Source organism: Marinomonas foliarum (assembly GCF_003337275.1).
Lineage (GTDB): Bacteria > Pseudomonadota > Gammaproteobacteria > Pseudomonadales > Marinomonadaceae > Marinomonas > Marinomonas foliarum.
This window is the reverse complement of record NZ_QPJQ01000011.1, coordinates 69,373-86,860: the sequence shown is the minus strand read 5'-3', so window position 1 is coordinate 86,860 and position 17,488 is coordinate 69,373. Positions and strand designations below refer to the sequence as shown.

The following is a 17,488-nucleotide window of genomic DNA, read 5'->3' as shown; positions in this document are numbered from 1 at the left end:
TCCATCTAGCTATTAGGTGATTGATACCGCTATGATAGAACAGGTTACTGATTGCTATTTTAGAGGTTCCCCATGTTATATCGAGTGTTGTTCTGTATATTCTTGAGCGGTTTTGCGTCTTTTTCTATGGCTGAAAAGAGTGTCTCTGAAGATCCAAAAGAGCTTGCTCAGACTGTTTTTGAACTTGAGCGAAGTGTTGCTATTCTACAATTATCTACCGCCTCGCTGGGCGATTACCAATCCTTGTCTACCAAAATAACCAATGTGAAATCACTGGAATATAGAGTCAATTTCTTGGGGAATTTAACCTTCTTATTGTTTATGACGCTGGTGGTACTTTTCGTTAAGTTACATCATCAAAATAAACGTTTATCTGCATTGGAAAGCCGCACCGATGACAAAAGCTAATGCAGCGATTTAAAAAATAAACGAGATGGTTTTAGGGGAGCTAACGATGGAAAATTCAGCAGTATTGATGATTATTGATATGCAGCAAGGTATGTCTTGGCCGCAAGCTGGAGAACGAAATAATCCTAATGCAGAACATGAAATTGCTGAGCTATTGGCGCATTGGCGATCCTTTCACGCACCTATTGTACATGTCCGTCATTTATCCACTGAGCCTGAATCCTTGTTTTGGCCGGATCAAGAAGGGGTTCTTTTTCAGGATGCCTTTCAGCCCTTGATTGACGAGAAAATTATCGAAAAGTCGGTGCCTGATGCGTTTGTTTTTTCGGACCTAGAAAAGTGGCTACGAGAACAAGACGTTCAAACTTTGCTAGTTGTTGGTGTGAGCACAAATAATTCTGTTGAGTCGACGGTACGAAGCGCTGGTAATCTTGGCTTTAAAACCTATGTTGTCGGTAGCGCTTGCTTCGCATTTGAGAAAGAAGACTTTTTCGGTCAGTCACGCAGTGCCGATGAAGTGCATGCCATGTCATTGGCGAACTTGCATGGTGAATATGCGACTGTGATTACGCAAGATGAGGCGTTTGCTCTACTACCAAAAGAACATGCCTCGTTACGAGAGTAATATCATTTTTTAAGTCATAAAAAAAGCCAACGGAAGTGATCCGTTGGCGATACATTGTTCGCTGCATATAAAGGATTTATCTAATGCCTTTTAGTGAAAAGTTAAAACTCAGTAGACAGTGACAATTTTATTTCACGAGGCTGACCCTGTGTTAAATAGCCGCCCGCTGCTGATGCCCAATAGCTTTCATTCGTCACGTTGGTGATATTCAAACGCCATGTGACATCTTGTTGAGCAATGCTGGTTTCATAGCGAGCATTAATGTCTACTCGAGTCCAAGGATCTACTTCCAGCGAATTACTCGCATCCAAATATTGTGAGCCGTTGCGAATGATTTTACCGCCTAAAGTTAGTCCTTCAAATGTGCGCAGATCGTATTCACCGCCCAGTACTAAACGGTACTTAGCCACACCGACAACATCGTTGCCTTCGTTGGTTCCGTTTTGCGCTTTTTCTAGTTTAGGGTCTAGCCAAGTTGCAGAAGTATTAATGCGCAGACCTTGCATAGGCTCACCAAATAGGCTTAATTCCAGACCACGGTTGCGCTGTTCACCGTAGTAGCCATAAACACCACCGGCGTCTCCATAGGCTTCTGGTTTGCTAATTTCAAACAGAGCCGCGCTTGCTCCTAATGTGCCATCCTCAAACTTGATACCAATTTCATTTTGCTCCGATGTGTATGGTTTCAGGCTTGCTCCACCATTGGAATAATTGTTGGTGTCGTTAGGGACCGTTTTACCTTCTTGTAATGCTTCGATGTGATTGGCGTATACAGATAGTTTTTCTGATGTTTTATAAACAATACCGTAAATTGGAGAGATGGCCGAGTCACTGTAGGCGGTGTCTACTGACGTATCATAGTTGTAATTGGTGACATCAATTTCTTGATAACGAGCACCAAGGGTGACAAGAATGCTGTCGTCTAAAAAGCCTAAGGTATCAGCAAAGGAAAAGCCTTTCGCTTCTGTTCTAGATTTAAGGTCTGGATTGTCCATATCGCCACCGGCAAAGATGGTATCAGGGTAGGCGATTGCAGTAGGGTTATAGATATTCGTGTTGCTTGTTCCTGACATGGTATAAGCCGTGTAGGCTTTATTTTCAAACCCTGAGTAAGCTATATTTAATTGATGAGTAATGTCACCCGTTGTAAGGTCGCCTAATAAACCAACAGAAGAAGAAATAGTCGTTGATTCATAAGGAACCGATAGACGATAAACCGTTGCGTCGCCATTCGCAGCATTAACAGTTGGCGAACCGTAGATGCCAGACTCTTTGTTTTTGTTTGCTCCAACTACCGCATTCAGTGTCCAATGATCATTTAATTCGTAGTCGGCTTTTATTATTGCAAAGGTGTTTTCTAACTCAGAACCAGCCCAAGAGGGCGCATAATTAGTATTGGCGTCCGGTGCTCTTGGTACTTTTGTGATAGAACCTTTGTAAACTACAGAACGGCCGCTTTCGATGGTTTGTTTTTGGTAACCTATGTCAGAAGAGATATTGAATTTATCTGCTTTGTAATCCACGCCAACATTAATGGATGTTTCTTCGCGACTTTCGTTATCAATGGCGCTGTCGCCATCACGTTGTAATGCGTTTACGCGCAATCCCCATTGATCGTTATTCCCAAAACGTCGTGAAACATCCGTATTGATACCAACTTGACCTTCGGCGCTTGCGTCCATTGTCAAAGCGGTAAGGTCTTCATCAGCGCGTTTGGGCTCCAAATTTATGGCGCCACCAATACCTGATCCACCGGGTGTCACTCCGTTTAAGAAAGCGCTTGAGCCTTTTAAGAGTTGCACGCTTTCTACCGCATTAGTAGAAACCACTTGACGGGGCAGTATGCCGTACAGTCCACCATAGGAAATAGCATCGCTGTCGAGCTGAAAACCTCGAACCATGAACCTTTCTGAGAAGTTACCGAAGCCATAGCCTGATTGAACTGAGGCGTCGTTATCGAGCACTTCAGCAATGCTTTCTAGCTGTTGGTCCTCAATAGCTCGGTTAGTGTAAGACACCACGCTAAAAGGCACATTGGAGCTGTCTTGTTGTCCTAATACACCCAATCGACCACCGGATTCTATTTGGCCGCCTTTGTATTCCGTCAGCACGCTGTTATCAATTTGATCCGCTGAAATCGCTAAGCCTGGCATAGTGTAATTACTCTGATCCATTAGGCGATAGGTACCGTCCGGATTGGCTGCCATGATGAGGTTAGTACTTTCCAACAGAGCATCAATCAATTCAAGCGGTGAAAAATCACCAGAGACGGCATCATTTTTTAGCCCTTGGGTTAACGCTGGATCAAAAGACAAGGCGATGCGATAGCGCACTGCAATGTCTGTGAGCGTTTTTCCGAGATCCCCTGCCGCAATGTTGACTGACTCTCGCAATTCTTGCTGAGAGGGTTCAGCCTGTACAAGCGTACTTGCTCCAGTTCCAACTATAAGGCTGGTACTAAAAATTGCGGCACTGATGGCGCGGTGCAAACGTGTTTGTCTGAAATTTTTTTTCTGGGTAGCCACAGCTACCTCCTTTTTTTAATCATAGGGTTATTTGTTGTCTATCTAATAAGCCACGTGAAAATAAAAAAGGTATCAATGATAATGAAAATAATTGTCATTAATTTTTGTCGGCTGGTTTTTCATTAAGCTGACTCAAGCGTGACCCAATAACCGCCTAAATGAGTATTGACTTTGATCGGGTAGGTCTGTGTGAGCATCTTTAAAATGGTATCCGTGTTAGACGTAGGGAATGAGCCAGAAATCATGACATTTTCAATGTCAGGAGACACTCGTAAATAACCCTGACGATAGCGCGACACTTCCTGTGCAAACGCTTTAAGGGGCACCTTGTCTGCCGCTAACATTCGATCGATCCATGCGTTTGTTTCGGGTTTGATTAACTGAGTCGATAGCAGTGCATAACTAGATAATTGCGCTTGATAACCTGATTGGATGATTGCATCGTTCGTGGTCTCAATAAGTCGAGGCGCAGCATGAATATCGCCATTGATGGCAGTGAGCTGAGTCATTTTTTCACATTGTCGTACCGTGAGTTGGCTACCTTGTGGCGATAGTAGCGCTTCTTGGGTTTGGATCCGCAAAGGACCAAATTGGGCAGAATCTATTTGGTTTATTTGTAATTGGATTTCCCCTTCTCTTAAGGTGAGCAATCGTGCGCTGTGATCGAACGCCATATCGAAGGCTGTTGCCGTATTCAGTGTGACTAACGAACCATCTGGCAGCGTGACTTCTTGGACCTCACCTTTTGCAGTACGGTAATCGGCAGTCCATTGTTGGGCTTCAATGGTTTTAAAACTGCCCCACACCGTTGGTCCTGCTGCCAGCAATAGCACCAGTTTACCAATGGCAAAACGGCGGTTTTCGTCCTCTGGACGATTGAGTACGACCGCTGCCATCTCCTTGGGCAAAATATTCATATGGCCCATAAGCTTTTGGGCGCGTGACCAAGCGTGTCTGTTATCCGCACTGTCCGCTTGCCACTGCTCTAGTTGTGCTTGTTCTTCTGTGGACAGAGGCGCCTCTTGTGATCGGATTAGCCATTCTGCGGCTTTTTCAAGACTCTGCTTGGATACTGTTGTGTGTGTCTTATTCAAAAAAGTCGTCCTCCATTAAGGTTAGACACTGCACATAGGCCTGTTTCATGTAGCGCTTAATGGTGATTAAAGATAGGTCCATTTCATCGGCAATTTCTTGGTATTTCTTGCCGTCAATTTGAGACATCAAAAAGACCTTTTTCACATTGTGAGGCAAGTCATTAAGGAGAGTGTCCACTTGTTCGAGGGTTTGTAAGACAATGTGTAAGTGTTCTTGCGAGCAAGTGATTAGTTCTGGTTGTAAGGCGATGTATTCCAAATAGGCATCTTCTAGCGATTTACGTCGATAAAAGTGACTAATAATGCCTTTGGCGACGGTAATGAGATAAGCCCGAGGCTCTTTTATTTTGTTGGCTTCTTGGCGAATGTGGATACGCGTGAAAGTATCTTGAGCCAAATCTGCCGCATCGAATTGATTGTCTAAGCGCTTACGAATCCATGTATACAGCCAGCTGTGATGATCTGAATAGAGCGCATGTATGGCACTTTGTTGCGCTCTTGGATCCGCATTGTGCGGCATGAAATAACCCTCGAGATTAAATATTAATGATAATTACTCGCATTAAACTATTTGATTACTTTTTTGTCAATCACAGAGGTCGTTGCTAGGTTGAATTACTCCACCACACACATTGGCGTTTTGGCTATCGGGTCTTGATGAATTTGCGCACTCAACGAGAAGACCTCTTTTAATAATCGCTGGGTAAGCACTGAGTCTGGTGAACCTTGGGTGACAATTTTGCCTTTTTTCATCACGATCAAGTGGTCGCAATAACGTGCCGCTTGGTTGATGTCATGGAGCACCGTGATGATGGTTTTGCCTTGCAAATTCAACTTGCGTAGCAAGTGCATGAGTTCGACTTGATGGCTTAAATCCATGTAGGTGGTTGGCTCATCCAGTAACAAATACGGCGTATCTTGCGCTAAGGTCATGGCAAGCCAAACACGCTGACGTTGACCGCCAGACAGCTCACTGACCAGTTGCTCAGCTAGCTCGGTAATGCCGGTTTCTTGCATGACTTGAGTAATAATGTCGTGGTCTTCTTTGCTAATCCGTCCCCAAAACCCAGTGTATGGGCTGCGTCCATAGGCGACCAAATCTTTGACTTTGATACCTTCTGGAATCGGCTGGGTTTGTGGCAACAAAGCTAATTGTTGTGCCAGCTTTTTAGACGCTATGCCGTGAAGGTTCTGGCCTTGCCAGTGAACTTGTCCATCCATAGGAGAAAGAATACGCGCCATGGCTTTCAACAAGGTTGATTTGCCACAACCGTTTGGTCCAAGTAACGCAATGATCTTTCCTTCAGGAATGGTTAGGTCGACCTGTTTTACAATGGCTGTATCATGGTAGCCAACAGATAAATTATGAGTGCTAAGAGACATAAATCATTTCGTCCTAAGGAGTAGCCAAAGAAAATACGGTGCACCAATAATGGCGGTCATAATACCGGCAGGTAATTCAATCGGTGGATCAATGGTGCGAGCCACGAGATCAGCAAGCAGCAACAAAATGGCGCCAACTAACATGGTGGCAGGCAAGAGTATTTGATGACGGCCGCCGACCAATTTTCGGGTTAAATGCGGAGCCACTAAGCCGAGAAAGCCAATAGGGCCGCATATCGCCACACAAGACGCAGTCAGCCCAACAGCAATAGCCAAAGAAGCCAAACGCAGCTTGTTCGCCTTGATACCAAGGCTAATGGCGCTGTCATCACCGAGATGAATGAGATTGAGCGGTTTCGCAAGCCAAAGGGCAAAAGGAATTAACAGCAGCCAAGGCAATAACATAGCAAGCTGATTCCAGCCGCGTCCCCATAAACTGCCTGTTAGCCACAATAGAGCGTTGTTGATTTCTAATGGTTTAACCAGCATCAAAAAGTCGATACAACTGGCGTATAAGGCCGCTAATGCCACACCCGTAATGGCCAGTTTTATGGTGCTGCTGTGTGAGCCGCATAACCACCACAACATTAACGCTGCCACTAAACTGCCGACTAGGGCGACCGCAGGTAGCCAGCTAATATCGGCATTGGGGAAAAAGGTCATATAGAACACAGCGGCCAATCCAGCACCATGGCTTACACCCAGTACATCTGGGGATGCCAGAGGGTTACGAATTACTCCTTGAACCAAGGCACCTGCCAGCGCCATCATGGCACCGACTAACATGGCGAGAATAGTGCGCGGCAAACGATATTCGTGGATGGTGAAGTAGTGTTCGTTGCCGGTTTGAAGACCAGCTAAAATCTGTTTGAACGGTATCGAAACCGCACCAAACATGAGATTAGCGATCAGCAGCCCTATCATGGCAAGTATTAAAAAAGGCAGCGAGCGCGTGGCCATTATAAGGTTCTCTTACGGACGAGGTAGATGAAAAACGGCGCACCGATCAAGGCCAAAATAGCGCCAGCCGGTGTTTCTGCGGGATAGATAATGCCTCGGCTGACTGTATCGGATAAGACGACCAAACAAGCGCCCAGTATCATGGCGATAGGCAAAAACTTACGATGATCTTGCCCCGCGAGCATGCGTGCCATATGTGGTACCAGCAAGCCGACAAAACCAATTGCACCGACGCTGCTGATGGCGCTCCCGACCAATAATAAGACGAGAAAGCTGCCGCCTAGTTTTACCCACATCAGCGACACGCCAAGGTTTCGCGCATTGTCATCACCAAGCTGCAATAGATTCAGTGTGGGGGCAATCAGCATGGCACCTAACAAACCAATAAGGCAGACAGGCCAAAGGGAATCGAAGGTTTGCCATCTAGCATCAGTCAAACTCCCCGCGAGCCAAGTTAGTACGCCTGCAGCTTGATCTTCAGCAATGATAATTACGGCCTTGGTTAGGGCGGCACATAAAGCGGAAATAGCGACGCCAGCCAATACTAATCTTCCGTGTTCATTGCCGCCGCGCCATGCGCTGCCAAGCAGCATAACGAAAGCCCAGGCAATGCCGCCACCAATAATGGCGGCGATTGAACTGCCGAGTAAACCAAACCAAGGGGCGATCGTGGAAACACTTGCCATTCCCAGAGCTGCGCCAGCGTTAATGCCAAGCACAGACGGAGAAGCAAGAGGGTTTTGTGTCAGGCCCTGCATGATGACACCTGCCGCCGCGAGATTAGCGCCCACCATGATGCCAACGAGTACTCTAGGCAGTCTTAAGTCATGAACAATATGCTGGGCAATGCTGTCCTGATTCATATTGTATAAGGCATGCAGAGCGTCCGCTGGCGTGACGGTAATAACGGACCAGCTAAACAGGCTGATCCATGAACAGGCAAACAGAAGCAGTAGTAGCAATAGGCACTGGGCAAAAAAAGAAAAACGTAACGAGATCATTTTTTCGCGTTGAAGACCTTGATTAGATCTTGCCCCATGGTTTCGGCTGAAATAATGCCGCGGCAACGGGACCAGGTATTAGGATTAACCGCATAAATGTGGTTATTTTTAGCGGCTTTTAAGATTGACCAAAGCGGCTCACTTTTCCATTTGTCGACGATGCTGGGTGTGACGTAATTACCGACGATAAAATAATCTGGGTTGACCGTAAGTAGTTGTTCTAAGCTGGTTTGACGGTAAGCATCATCGCTGCGGCCAGTATTGGCATTTTTTAAGCCCAATGCGCGTATCACGCCGCCAGCATAGGAATCTGCTGTGTGAAGAAATAAGGCGTCATCACGGGCAACACCAAATTGCACTTCTTTGCCCTTTGGTAATTGGGCCGCTAGTTCCGCCATCACTTCGTCATGTTTCTTCAGGCGCGCTTGCATTTCTTTGTCTTTGCCTATGGCTTTACCAATAATGGCCGTGGCTTGAAGGTTTTCTTCATAGGTGGCTCGGCGTGAAGGCAGAATCAAGGTGGGGGCTATTTTTTGTAGATCAGCATATACGCCTTCATGGCGGGAAATATCGGCAATGATGAGATCTGGTTTTAGCGAAGAAATGGTTTCAAGGCTAGGCTGAGAGCGCGTACCAACCGATGCCCAATCGCCAATTTCATCACGAATTTCTTTGAGTATGCGATTTGAATCTTTGTCATCAGCAATACCGACAGGGCTGACACCAACGGCAGCTAATGCATCGACAAAGGAAAACTCCAATACAACGATGCGCTGCGGAACGTAATTGATACTAAAGGTACCTTTACTGTCCTCCACGGAAACGGCCTGAGCAATAAGAGAAAAACCAAATAATAGAGTAGATAAAGCAATGACTAATAAGCGCTTCATAGCGGACCTTTAAGAAGAGGAAAACTATCAATAATGATAACACTTCTCAATAATATTTGAAGGCTTTTAGTCCATCGTCATGCAATGGTTAAATACTTTCGCCAGCTTCTATTTTAAATGGCAAATCAATGATTTTTTGTGAGACGGGGTTGCCCTGAAGGCGAGAGAGTAGGTGCTCGGCAGCCAAACGCCCCATTTCTTCACGAGGCGTAATGACAGTGGCAAGCAGTGGCACCATGGCGCGAGAAATATCATGACCGTGGAAGCCTGCAATGCTGATATCTTGCGGGACTTTAATACCGGCTTTTTGGCAGGCGTAAAGCGCACCAATTGCCAAGTCATCGTTGGTGCAAAATATGCCGTCGGTGTCGGGTTGCTGCTGAAGGGCATCGTGTAGAAAAGTGGCCCCAAGGGTGAAGGAAGACGCGCTGTTGGTTTTTAAGCACAAAGGCGTTAATCCATTGTCGAGCATAGCGGTTTCGTAGCCTTTGATTTTAAACAGAGTCCGTTGGTCCATTCGCGCTGCGAAGTAAACGATTTTCTTGCGGTCTCGTTTGATCATGAAATCCGTCATCGCATACGCAGCGGCTTCGTTGTCTATGCCGATGGCTTGTTCAATCGGAGGGGAAACGGAGTCCATGATTTCAATAACGGGAATGCCAGCCACAGCAAGCATTTTTCTCACACGTTCTGTGTGATAGCTTTCAGAAATAATCAAACCATCCACGTTGTAAGACAGTAGCGTGGCAATGCGCGCTTCTTCTGCTTCTTTGCTGTAACCGTAGTGAGCCAACATGGTTTGATAGCCAGCAGGTTCAACAACGGACTCTATGCCGCGAATGACTTCAGCGAATACTTGGTTGGTTAAAGAGGGCAGTAGAACGCCAATCGCGTGGCTTTTTGATTTGGATAAAATATCAGGTGCTCGATTAGGTATATAACCTAGATCTTCTAATGCATCGGCGATTTTAGTTTGTAGCGGCACAGAAACTTGATCTGGATTTCTAAGAAAGCGACTCACGGTCATTTTTGTCACGCCAACTAAGTCAGCAACGTCTTGTAGTGTTGGGCGTTTGTTTTTCATAGTGGGGCTTTTCTTGTCGGCGCTTTTCATACCAGTGACGTATCCATGTTTTGTTACAGGTAACATTATCATAAGCCATTCATGGCGAGAAAGAAAAAGTCGACGTTTTTGCGTAAGATATTAACTAATTTAGGTTTTATACTGACAGTGAGTGTTTACTTTTAATAAAGAGACGCAATCCAATCACTGCGTCTCTTACGTTTTTATTGATTGGCTAAAAGCGTTAGTGCTTCGCTTAATACTTGGTCGGCATCTTGAGAAATATCGATTATCAGAGCTTCTTCGTCTGTAGGCTCAATTAAGGTGGCAAACTGGCTTTCTAACATTTCTCGACCATTAAAATAATGGCCATCACGTTTTTGATGACGTTGCCAAATAGTATCGATACTGCCTTTTAGATAAATCATAGTGACATCATCTAGGCCGTTGCGCAGCATAACGCGATATTCTGGTTTGAGCCCTGAACAGGCAATCACCGCTGTTGGGTTGTCGGTCAATATGGTGTTCAGTGTTGCTAACCAGTCTTTACGATCGTCATCGGTTAGCGGTGTTCCTTTACGCATTTTGTCAACGTTTGCTTGACTATGAAAGTCATCACCATCAAAAAATGGATAACCTAGTTTTTCTGCTATGTTGCTGCCGATCAGAGATTTACCAGAACCTGATACACCTAATACTACAATTTTCTTTGTCATCTTCTTAAGTCCTTATCGCCTTGCTGTTATCAGCAAGGCTGTGTCGTTCAAAAAGCCGTGTTGAACGGCATGGTCTCAATGGGTTATTTCCACCAAAGGGCCAGCTCAGGGAAGAATATGACCAAGGCAAGAACCAAAACCTGCAAGCCAATGAAAGGCAAGAGAGAGCTAAAGATCTCGCCCAGACTAATGTCTTTCGGCGCCACAGATTTAAGATAAAACGCCGCGGGGCCAAATGGAGGTGATAAGAAAGACACCTGCATGTTCAAACAGAACACCACACCAAACCAGATAGGATCTAAGCCAAGGCCTATGATAATAGGAACAAAGATCGGCATGGTTAATAACGCAACACCTACCCAATCTAAGAACATACCGAGTACCAGTAAGATGATCATCATGATCATGACGGTACCCATGACGCTGCCGCCACTTAGGGCAAGAATGGTTTCTTCAACAAACGAGATACCGCCCATCAGGTTATACACACCGACCAGAGCAGTTGCCCCGATACCGATCCAGATGATCATGCCACAGGTGCTCATGGTGGCTTTGGCGCTGTCTTTTAGCATGGCGAAATTCAGCTCGCCACGAATTGCTGCACTGATGATGATACCAACCACACCGAGTGCAGAGGCTTCAGTCACAGATGCCACACCAGTATAAATGCTGCCTAGCACCATCATTACTGTAAGCAATGGGAAGAGTAGGGCCTTGAAGTAATTAACGTCGTTATCAGTCGCCAGCTCTTCGTCACTTGGCAATGGAGCGTATTCTGGATTAAGACGACAAATGATCAGCACGTAAGCCATGTAAGCGAAGGCAAGAATAAACGCAGGCAAGAACGCCGCTTTAAACAAATCACCGATGGAAACACTGGCTGTTAAACCGTAGATAATCAACACGATACTGGGCGGTAGCATAGTGCCTAATGCACCACCGGCACAGGTTACACCAATGGCCAGTTTGCGGTTGTATCCAAGGCGCAACATTTGCGGCAAGGCCAAGATGCCAAGCAATACCGTTTCACCGCCGATCACACCAGACATTGACGCTAGTACGATAGCAACCAATAAAGTCTGTACAGCAACACCGCCACGTAGCTTGCGGCCAAAGACCTTCATAGCGTCGAACAGGTCTCGGGCGATACCAGATCGATCTAACAATGCGGCCATGAGAACAAACATGGGAACCGCTAGAAATACATAGCTACCAACAAAACTGTACAAACGGCTAGTGATCAAAGGCAAAGCGCCAACGCCAAACCAACCAATAGCAAAAACAAGCGCTACTAACGCGGTAACGAAGGCCAATTGCATGCCCGTTAGTAGCAATAAAATCATAGAACCGAGCATTAGTAGACTGCCGTAGCCTATGCCCATTGCGGATAGATCAAACATCTTTGCGTTTCCTTAAGCCATTTAATTCTTGTATTAGGTGCAAGGAGAACTGCACAAACATGATACAAAGTGTCATGAATATCATGCCTTTTACCAAGGCTGGGAAAGCGGGGTTCCATGCGGATCCAGAAGTTTCTAATCGGACATCACCAAATGGGGTGAACCATGAGTCTTGAACCATTTGATAAGCCGCCCAGCTAAGTAGACTAGAAAACAGCAGCCCCATAACATGATGAAAAACATTCAGCCAGCGACGTGTTCTATCAGAAACAATGTCGTAGATAAGTACCACTCGAACGTGCTTATTGATGGATAAAGCGTAAATGCCGCCATAGACAAACAAACAGCCCCCTAAAAACGAAGCAGTTTCGTGTACCCAAATAGTTGGGGCATTAAATACATAGCGCATCAGCACTTCATAAAATGAAATGGCAACCGTAAAAACAAACAGCAAGCTGATGAGATTTCCAAACTTGAAAATCGCACGATCTAGGATGTTTCTTGGTTGTTCTGAACTATCGAGATTGTCTGGATGAATTTCGTCTTTCATGATCATGATCCAATGAAAAGCAGGCGCAGATGCAATAGGTTGCAGTGCGCCTGTTTTGCAGGGTTAAAAGGCTTTTAAGAGAGCTTAATTAAAGAAGGCCATTCGCTTCTAAGTACGTCGTAATAGAGTCGTATACTTTCTGAGCATTGTCTGAACTTTTAGCAAACTCTTCCCACTGTGTACGAGCAATCGCACGGAATTTTTTACGTTCTTCCGCAGACCAATCGTGAATGGTAATGTTCGGATCGGCTTGTGCTGCTTTTACGGCTGCTTGGTCTGCAATACGTAACTGAGTTGTCATGTCTTCAGCGAAGTCACGAACAGAAACCGTTAGGATAGATTGGATATCCGCAGGTAGCTTGTCCCATTTTTTCTTGTTCATTGAAATATCAATCAATGGCAAAGAGTGGAAACCAGGCTGAACTGGGTGTGTTGCAATGTCGTTCATGCCAGCTTTCTGGTTTGTCGAGAAAACAGTGTAGTCGGCTGCGTCGATAACGCCTTTACTAAGACCGGTGAATACTTCAGAACCCGGTAGGTTAACTGGCGCGGCACCTGCTGCGGCAAATACGCGTTGAACCAAGCCTTCAGGAGCGCGAAGTTTTAGACCTTTCAGATCGGCAACGCTGTCCAGTGGAACACGAGAAACCAACGATTCAACACCTGTTGTAGAACCACCAATGAACTTCACACCGTAAGGAGCGTACAGTTCATTCATTAGCTCGTAACCGCCACCGTAGTTGACGTATTGCAGAAGTTGTTGAGTATTAGACCAAGCACCTACTGTGTTACCAATTAGGCCGAATGCTGGATCTTTACCAGAGAAAAACTCGGTAGCCGTAATATGACCATCTAGGATGCCCATTTTGATGCCGTCTAGCGTTTCAGTGTGTTTGAAAATACTGCCAACAGGAAGTAACTCGATATGAACACGGCCGCCCGTCATCGTTTCGACGCGTTTCGTCCACTCTTTTTGAACTTGGAAGTTTTTGTCGCCCGCTGGATCAGAGGATTGGAACTTGAAATTGTAATCCGCTGCGATTGCAGACGTAGATAGAATGCCAGCCATAGTGGCGGTCATTAGCGTAGTGCTGAATTTACTCATGATATCGCTTCCCGTTGATTATTTTTTTAATAACAGTTTTTAGGAACAGTGCTTTTGCTGATGTTACCGGTAACTAGGGTGGCAATGTTACCGATAACATTTAAATCTAGTCAAGCCCATTTCTGGATAAAATTGTTGGTTAATTATAGATGCTTGATATTTAAAGGGATCTTTTTTGTGTCCTATGTGCTTTTAAAGGGCGAAGATAATTGAATAGTCTGCTTTAGACATTGGTCTAAGAAGCATTTTGTTGTCTATTATAAAAGCGCACACTCTTGATAGGTGTCTTCTTCTGTAAAAAGCTTCGTCTGAAAAAGAGAATAATAAAATGGCTGCGATCGACATTCCTGAAGTACATAAATTTATTGAAGCGATTCCCCCGTTTTCTAGTCTCAAGCTGCTAGATCGCAAGCAACTGCTGACAGGTGTGTCTATGCTATATGTTCGCCAAGGGCAGACGTTGGCATTGACAGGTGACGCAGCGACCGTGCACTTGATTCGACGTGGAGCTTGTGAAATTCGTACGCCTAAAGGTGGGCTAGTGGATCAAATTGCCGACGGTGAGTGCTTTGGTATTTCTAGCCTTATGGCGCAAAATCCGGATGGTTTGCAAGTGGTCGCTATGGAAGACAGCTTAGTTTATCGCTTCGATAAAAAACGCTTTATGGAAACACTAGAAAAGAGCGAAGCTTTCGAACTCTTTTTTGAACACACTCGGCACAATCGTCTACGCAAACTTTCTCGTAGTCAAAACAATGAATTAGCCTCTCCCGCTTTGCAATTATCGACACCCATTTCATACATTATGACGAGGCAGCTGATTCTTGCGACTCCAGACGAAAGCATTCAAACCATCGCCATGCGCATGACTGAAGCGCGAGTCAGTTCTATCTTGGTGGTAGAAGACGACAAACTCACTGGCATCGTCACCGATCGAGATTTACGCTCGCGTATTTTGGCCCTCGGTGGCTCGGCGGATTCATTGGTAAAAGATGTGATGACGCGAGACCCCGTTAACTTGAGACCGGACGCCTTGGTGATGCAGGCGCAAACTTTAATGAGCGAAAGCAATATTCACCATTTGCCTATTGTTGATGAAGTGCAAAAAGCCGTGGGTATGTTAACCGCTGCGGATTTGTTACGACATCAAGAACTCAGTCCTTTGTTATTGATCAACCAAATCCACCGACAGCAATCTATTGACGATTTAGCCCGTGTTTGCAAACAATTGCCGACCTTGATCATGAATCTGATTGTGACGGATATGAAGCCCGCGGATGTGGGCAAAGTGTTGGCAACCGTGAGCGATAATTTAACACGCCGAGTGAGCGAATTGGCCTTGGGAAAATTTGGCCCAGCGCCCATGGCATTTCAGTTTTTAGTGTTTGGATCACAAGCGCGACGCGATCAATCCTTGGGCAGCGATCAAGATAACGGCCTGATGTTAGAGCGCGAGCCAACAGCTGAAGAAAGTCAGTACTTTGCCGATTTATCCGAGTTTATCTGCCAAGGCTTGGGGCTTTGTGGGATTCGCCTTTGTCCTGGAGACATCATGGCGAGCAACCCTGAATGGCGCAGAACAGCAGTCGGCTGGCAGCAAGCTTTTTCCACTTGGATAAAAAGCAGTGCGCCTAGTGCATTACTCCACGCCAGCATCTTTTTCGATATTCGTTGTGTGTATGATTCAGGGGACAAGCAAGGCGATGCGGTGAATAAGCTAATCAAAGCCATGCAGTTGGAGATAAGCAAAAACAGTGTGTTTTTAGCGACGTTGACACGCACTGCGTTGGCAAGCAAACCACCATTGGGCTTCTTCCGTCATTTTGTTTTGGAGTCCTCTGGTGAGCATAAAAACCAGCTTGATCTTAAGCATCAAGGTTTGGCGCTGATTAACGATTTAGCGCGCTTGTATGGCTTGTCTTGCAAAACCTATCGAGCTGGCACCTTGGATAGAATCGAGCAAGCCATTCGTGAAAAACTCATCAGTGTCGATACTGCACGGAACCTGATGGACGCTTGGGACGAACTCAATGGCTTGCGTCTTGAAGCTCAAGGACGACACTGGCAAGCCACTGGTAAAGCCAGCGCGTATCTGGATCCGAAAGATTTGAGCTCATTAGAGCGTAAGCATCTGAAGACCACCTTTAGCATCATCAATGATGTGCAAGATGTGGCACAGCAGCGCTTCTTAAAAGGATATAGCTAGATGTCGTTTGATTTTCTGCATAAGCTAAGCGCGTGGAATTTGTCTCGACAATCGGTTAAACGAGCCTGGTCTGAATGGGATTTTCTTGTATTGGATATCGAAACCTCAGGATTAGATCCGAAGCAAGATCACATCGTCAGCTTTGGTTGGGTGTGCGTTCATAAAGGCGTGATAGAACTGGATACGGCGCGGCATATCGTGTTGGATAGCGCACAAATTGGCGACAACGTCGGTATTCACATGATTACTGATTCGGACGTTCAGCAGCAGGGCAAAAAACAAGAAAGCGTGCTGCGTTACTTAAGACACCTTCTACGGGAACGCGTCTTGGTAATACATCATGCACCAATGGAACTGGGTTTTTTAAAACAAGCGTGGCAAACCGAAGCCTTAGCGACATTTTCTGCTAACTGGCTAGACACGCTTGCCATCGAACGCACCAAAGCCAACCGATCCCAGCAACCCATTCAAGACGGCGGCTTTCGCCTTGGCGCCTGCCGAGAACGCTACGGCCTACCAGAATACCAAGGCCATGACGCCTTAACCGACGCCCTAGCCACTGCAGAACTACTACTCGCCCAAATTGCCTACCAAGGCAAAGACTGCCGACTTCACGACCTAAACCAAATGGGAGGCGGAAGAGTTAGGCTGGCGACGCGTTAGCAATAGTCCCCTTTGGTATTTTATAGTATTTTAGTAATGACAATTAGGCCGTCCAACCACCGCTTATATCAAGGACTGCGCCAGTGACTTTGCTTGCTCTAGGGCCTGAAAGGAAGCTAACCGCAGCGGCGACATCTTCAATTTCAATCGTGTCTGGAATGGCCTTCATGTTTAGAAGGATATCAGGTACGTCTTCTATCCCTGCTTGCATATCTGTTAACATGATGCCCGGCTGTATAACGTTTACGGTGATTTTACGAGCACCCAGATCTCTCGCAGCTCCCTTTGAATAGCCTACAATCGCTGCTTTTGTCGCTGCATACTCTGTAACACCAGGGACGCCAACATGTGTCGCTAATCCGGTACCAATTGAAATGATGCGGCCACCATTACTCATTTTTTGTGACGCTGCTCGAATTGTGGAAATAACGCCTAGAACGTTAACTTGCCACATGCGATCCCAAGCTTGAGTGTCGGCGTTTGGATCATCAACTTTGCTGCCTTGATTAGCAAGTCCAGCATTGTTAACGAGAATATCTAGCTTACCGAACTCTTCTATTACTCGCTCAACAAGAAGAGGCGCAGCTTTTGTGTCACCTTGATCACTTTGTATAGCCAATCCACGTTGCCCAAGTTTTTCAATCTTACTAATTACTTCTTGTGCCTTTTGAGCTGATTGATTGTATGTGATTACAACATCGGCCCCAGCTTCTGCTAGTTCTAATGCGATAGCAACGCCTAGACCTCTAGACCCGCCTGTTACCAAAGCTACTTTTCCAGTTAAATTTTTCATCTGTTCTCCATTAATGTTAGTTTAGGAATAGCATTTAAAAGTATGATAGCGTGGTTTTTATTTAAATGCTATTATTAAAATAACATTTAAATAAATTATGAGTGTC

At 45.6% G+C, this 17,488-nt stretch carries 17 protein-coding genes; 4 read left to right on the top strand and 13 right to left on the bottom strand.

Going from position 1 to position 17,488, the window contains the following annotated elements; genetic code table 11:
- Positions 1–72: 72 nt before the first annotated feature.
- The gene (locus DFP77_RS08030) at positions 73–408 is read left to right on the top strand and encodes a hypothetical protein (protein WP_114411766.1); all 336 of its coding nucleotides are present in this window, start codon (positions 73–75) and stop codon (positions 406–408) included.
- A 46-nt stretch (positions 409–454) separates the two neighbouring features.
- Positions 455–1,033 carry a cysteine hydrolase family protein gene (locus tag DFP77_RS08025; protein WP_114411765.1) on the top strand — a complete coding sequence of 193 codons (579 nt, stop codon included), beginning with the start codon at positions 455–457 and terminating at the stop codon, positions 1,031–1,033.
- A 101-nt stretch (positions 1,034–1,134) separates the two neighbouring features.
- Here the strand turns inward: DFP77_RS08025 and DFP77_RS08020 are convergent, their stop codons facing one another.
- The 12 genes from DFP77_RS08020 to DFP77_RS07965 form a co-directional block, all read right to left on the bottom strand.
- Positions 1,135–3,558 (bottom strand): TonB-dependent receptor, encoded by a 2,424-nt coding sequence (locus DFP77_RS08020; RefSeq protein WP_114411764.1) that lies wholly within the window; start codon positions 3,556–3,558, stop codon positions 1,135–1,137.
- 122 nt (positions 3,559–3,680) lie between these two features.
- Positions 3,681–4,652, bottom strand: coding sequence for a FecR domain-containing protein (locus DFP77_RS08015; protein ID WP_114411763.1), 972 nt, complete (start codon positions 4,650–4,652; stop codon positions 3,681–3,683).
- Entirely contained in the window at positions 4,645–5,172 is a 528-nt protein-coding gene (locus tag DFP77_RS08010; RefSeq protein WP_114411762.1) for a sigma-70 family RNA polymerase sigma factor, read from the bottom strand. The genes DFP77_RS08015 and DFP77_RS08010 overlap by 8 nt, the downstream gene beginning before the upstream one ends.
- A gap of 95 nt (positions 5,173–5,267) precedes the next feature.
- Complete coding sequence (fecE, locus tag DFP77_RS08005; RefSeq protein WP_114411761.1) at positions 5,268–6,035, bottom strand: Fe(3+) dicitrate ABC transporter ATP-binding protein FecE; 768 nt, start codon at positions 6,033–6,035, stop codon at positions 5,268–5,270.
- 3 nt (positions 6,036–6,038) lie between these two features.
- The gene (gene fecD / locus DFP77_RS08000; protein WP_114411760.1) at positions 6,039–6,995 is read right to left on the bottom strand and encodes a Fe(3+) dicitrate ABC transporter permease subunit FecD; all 957 of its coding nucleotides are present in this window, start codon (positions 6,993–6,995) and stop codon (positions 6,039–6,041) included.
- Positions 6,995–7,996 carry an iron chelate uptake ABC transporter family permease subunit gene (locus DFP77_RS07995; protein ID WP_114411759.1) on the bottom strand — a complete coding sequence of 334 codons (1,002 nt, stop codon included), beginning with the start codon at positions 7,994–7,996 and terminating at the stop codon, positions 6,995–6,997. Before DFP77_RS07995 ends, fecD begins: the two co-directional genes overlap by 1 nt.
- Entirely contained in the window at positions 7,993–8,886 is an 894-nt protein-coding gene (locus tag DFP77_RS07990; protein WP_114411758.1) for a Fe(3+) dicitrate ABC transporter substrate-binding protein, read from the bottom strand. Before DFP77_RS07990 ends, DFP77_RS07995 begins: the two co-directional genes overlap by 4 nt.
- An 88-nt stretch (positions 8,887–8,974) precedes the next feature.
- Complete coding sequence (gene gntR, locus DFP77_RS07985) at positions 8,975–9,970, bottom strand: gluconate operon transcriptional repressor GntR (RefSeq protein WP_205116106.1); 996 nt, start codon at positions 9,968–9,970, stop codon at positions 8,975–8,977.
- Between the two features lie 203 nt (positions 9,971–10,173).
- Positions 10,174–10,665, bottom strand: coding sequence for a gluconokinase (locus DFP77_RS07980; RefSeq protein WP_114411757.1), 492 nt, complete (start codon positions 10,663–10,665; stop codon positions 10,174–10,176).
- Positions 10,666–10,748: 83 nt separating this feature from the next.
- Positions 10,749–12,065, bottom strand: a complete 1,317-nt coding sequence (locus tag DFP77_RS07975) for a TRAP transporter large permease (protein ID WP_114411756.1) — start codon at positions 12,063–12,065, stop codon at positions 10,749–10,751.
- Positions 12,058–12,615, bottom strand: a complete 558-nt coding sequence (locus DFP77_RS07970; protein ID WP_239544416.1) for a TRAP transporter small permease subunit — start codon at positions 12,613–12,615, stop codon at positions 12,058–12,060. The genes DFP77_RS07975 and DFP77_RS07970 overlap by 8 nt, the downstream gene beginning before the upstream one ends.
- A gap of 88 nt (positions 12,616–12,703) precedes the next feature.
- The gene (locus tag DFP77_RS07965; RefSeq protein ID WP_110576719.1) at positions 12,704–13,720 is read right to left on the bottom strand and encodes a TRAP transporter substrate-binding protein; all 1,017 of its coding nucleotides are present in this window, start codon (positions 13,718–13,720) and stop codon (positions 12,704–12,706) included.
- A gap of 328 nt (positions 13,721–14,048) precedes the next feature.
- On the opposite strand from DFP77_RS07965, the gene DFP77_RS07960 reads away from it, so the two are divergent.
- Together DFP77_RS07960 and DFP77_RS07955 are read left to right on the top strand one after the other, a co-directional pair.
- On the top strand, positions 14,049–15,926 hold the full coding sequence (locus tag DFP77_RS07960) for a putative nucleotidyltransferase substrate binding domain-containing protein (protein WP_114411754.1): 1,878 nt from the start codon (positions 14,049–14,051) through the stop codon (positions 15,924–15,926).
- The gene (locus tag DFP77_RS07955) at positions 15,927–16,589 is read left to right on the top strand and encodes a 3'-5' exonuclease (RefSeq protein WP_114411753.1); all 663 of its coding nucleotides are present in this window, start codon (positions 15,927–15,929) and stop codon (positions 16,587–16,589) included.
- Positions 16,590–16,632: 43 nt separating this feature from the next.
- Here DFP77_RS07955 and DFP77_RS07950 read toward each other — a convergent pair whose 3' ends face one another.
- Positions 16,633–17,382: an SDR family NAD(P)-dependent oxidoreductase gene (locus tag DFP77_RS07950; RefSeq protein ID WP_114411752.1), complete on the bottom strand. Its 750-nt coding sequence runs from the start codon at positions 17,380–17,382 to the stop codon at positions 16,633–16,635.
- Between the last annotated feature and the right edge of the window lie 106 nt (positions 17,383–17,488).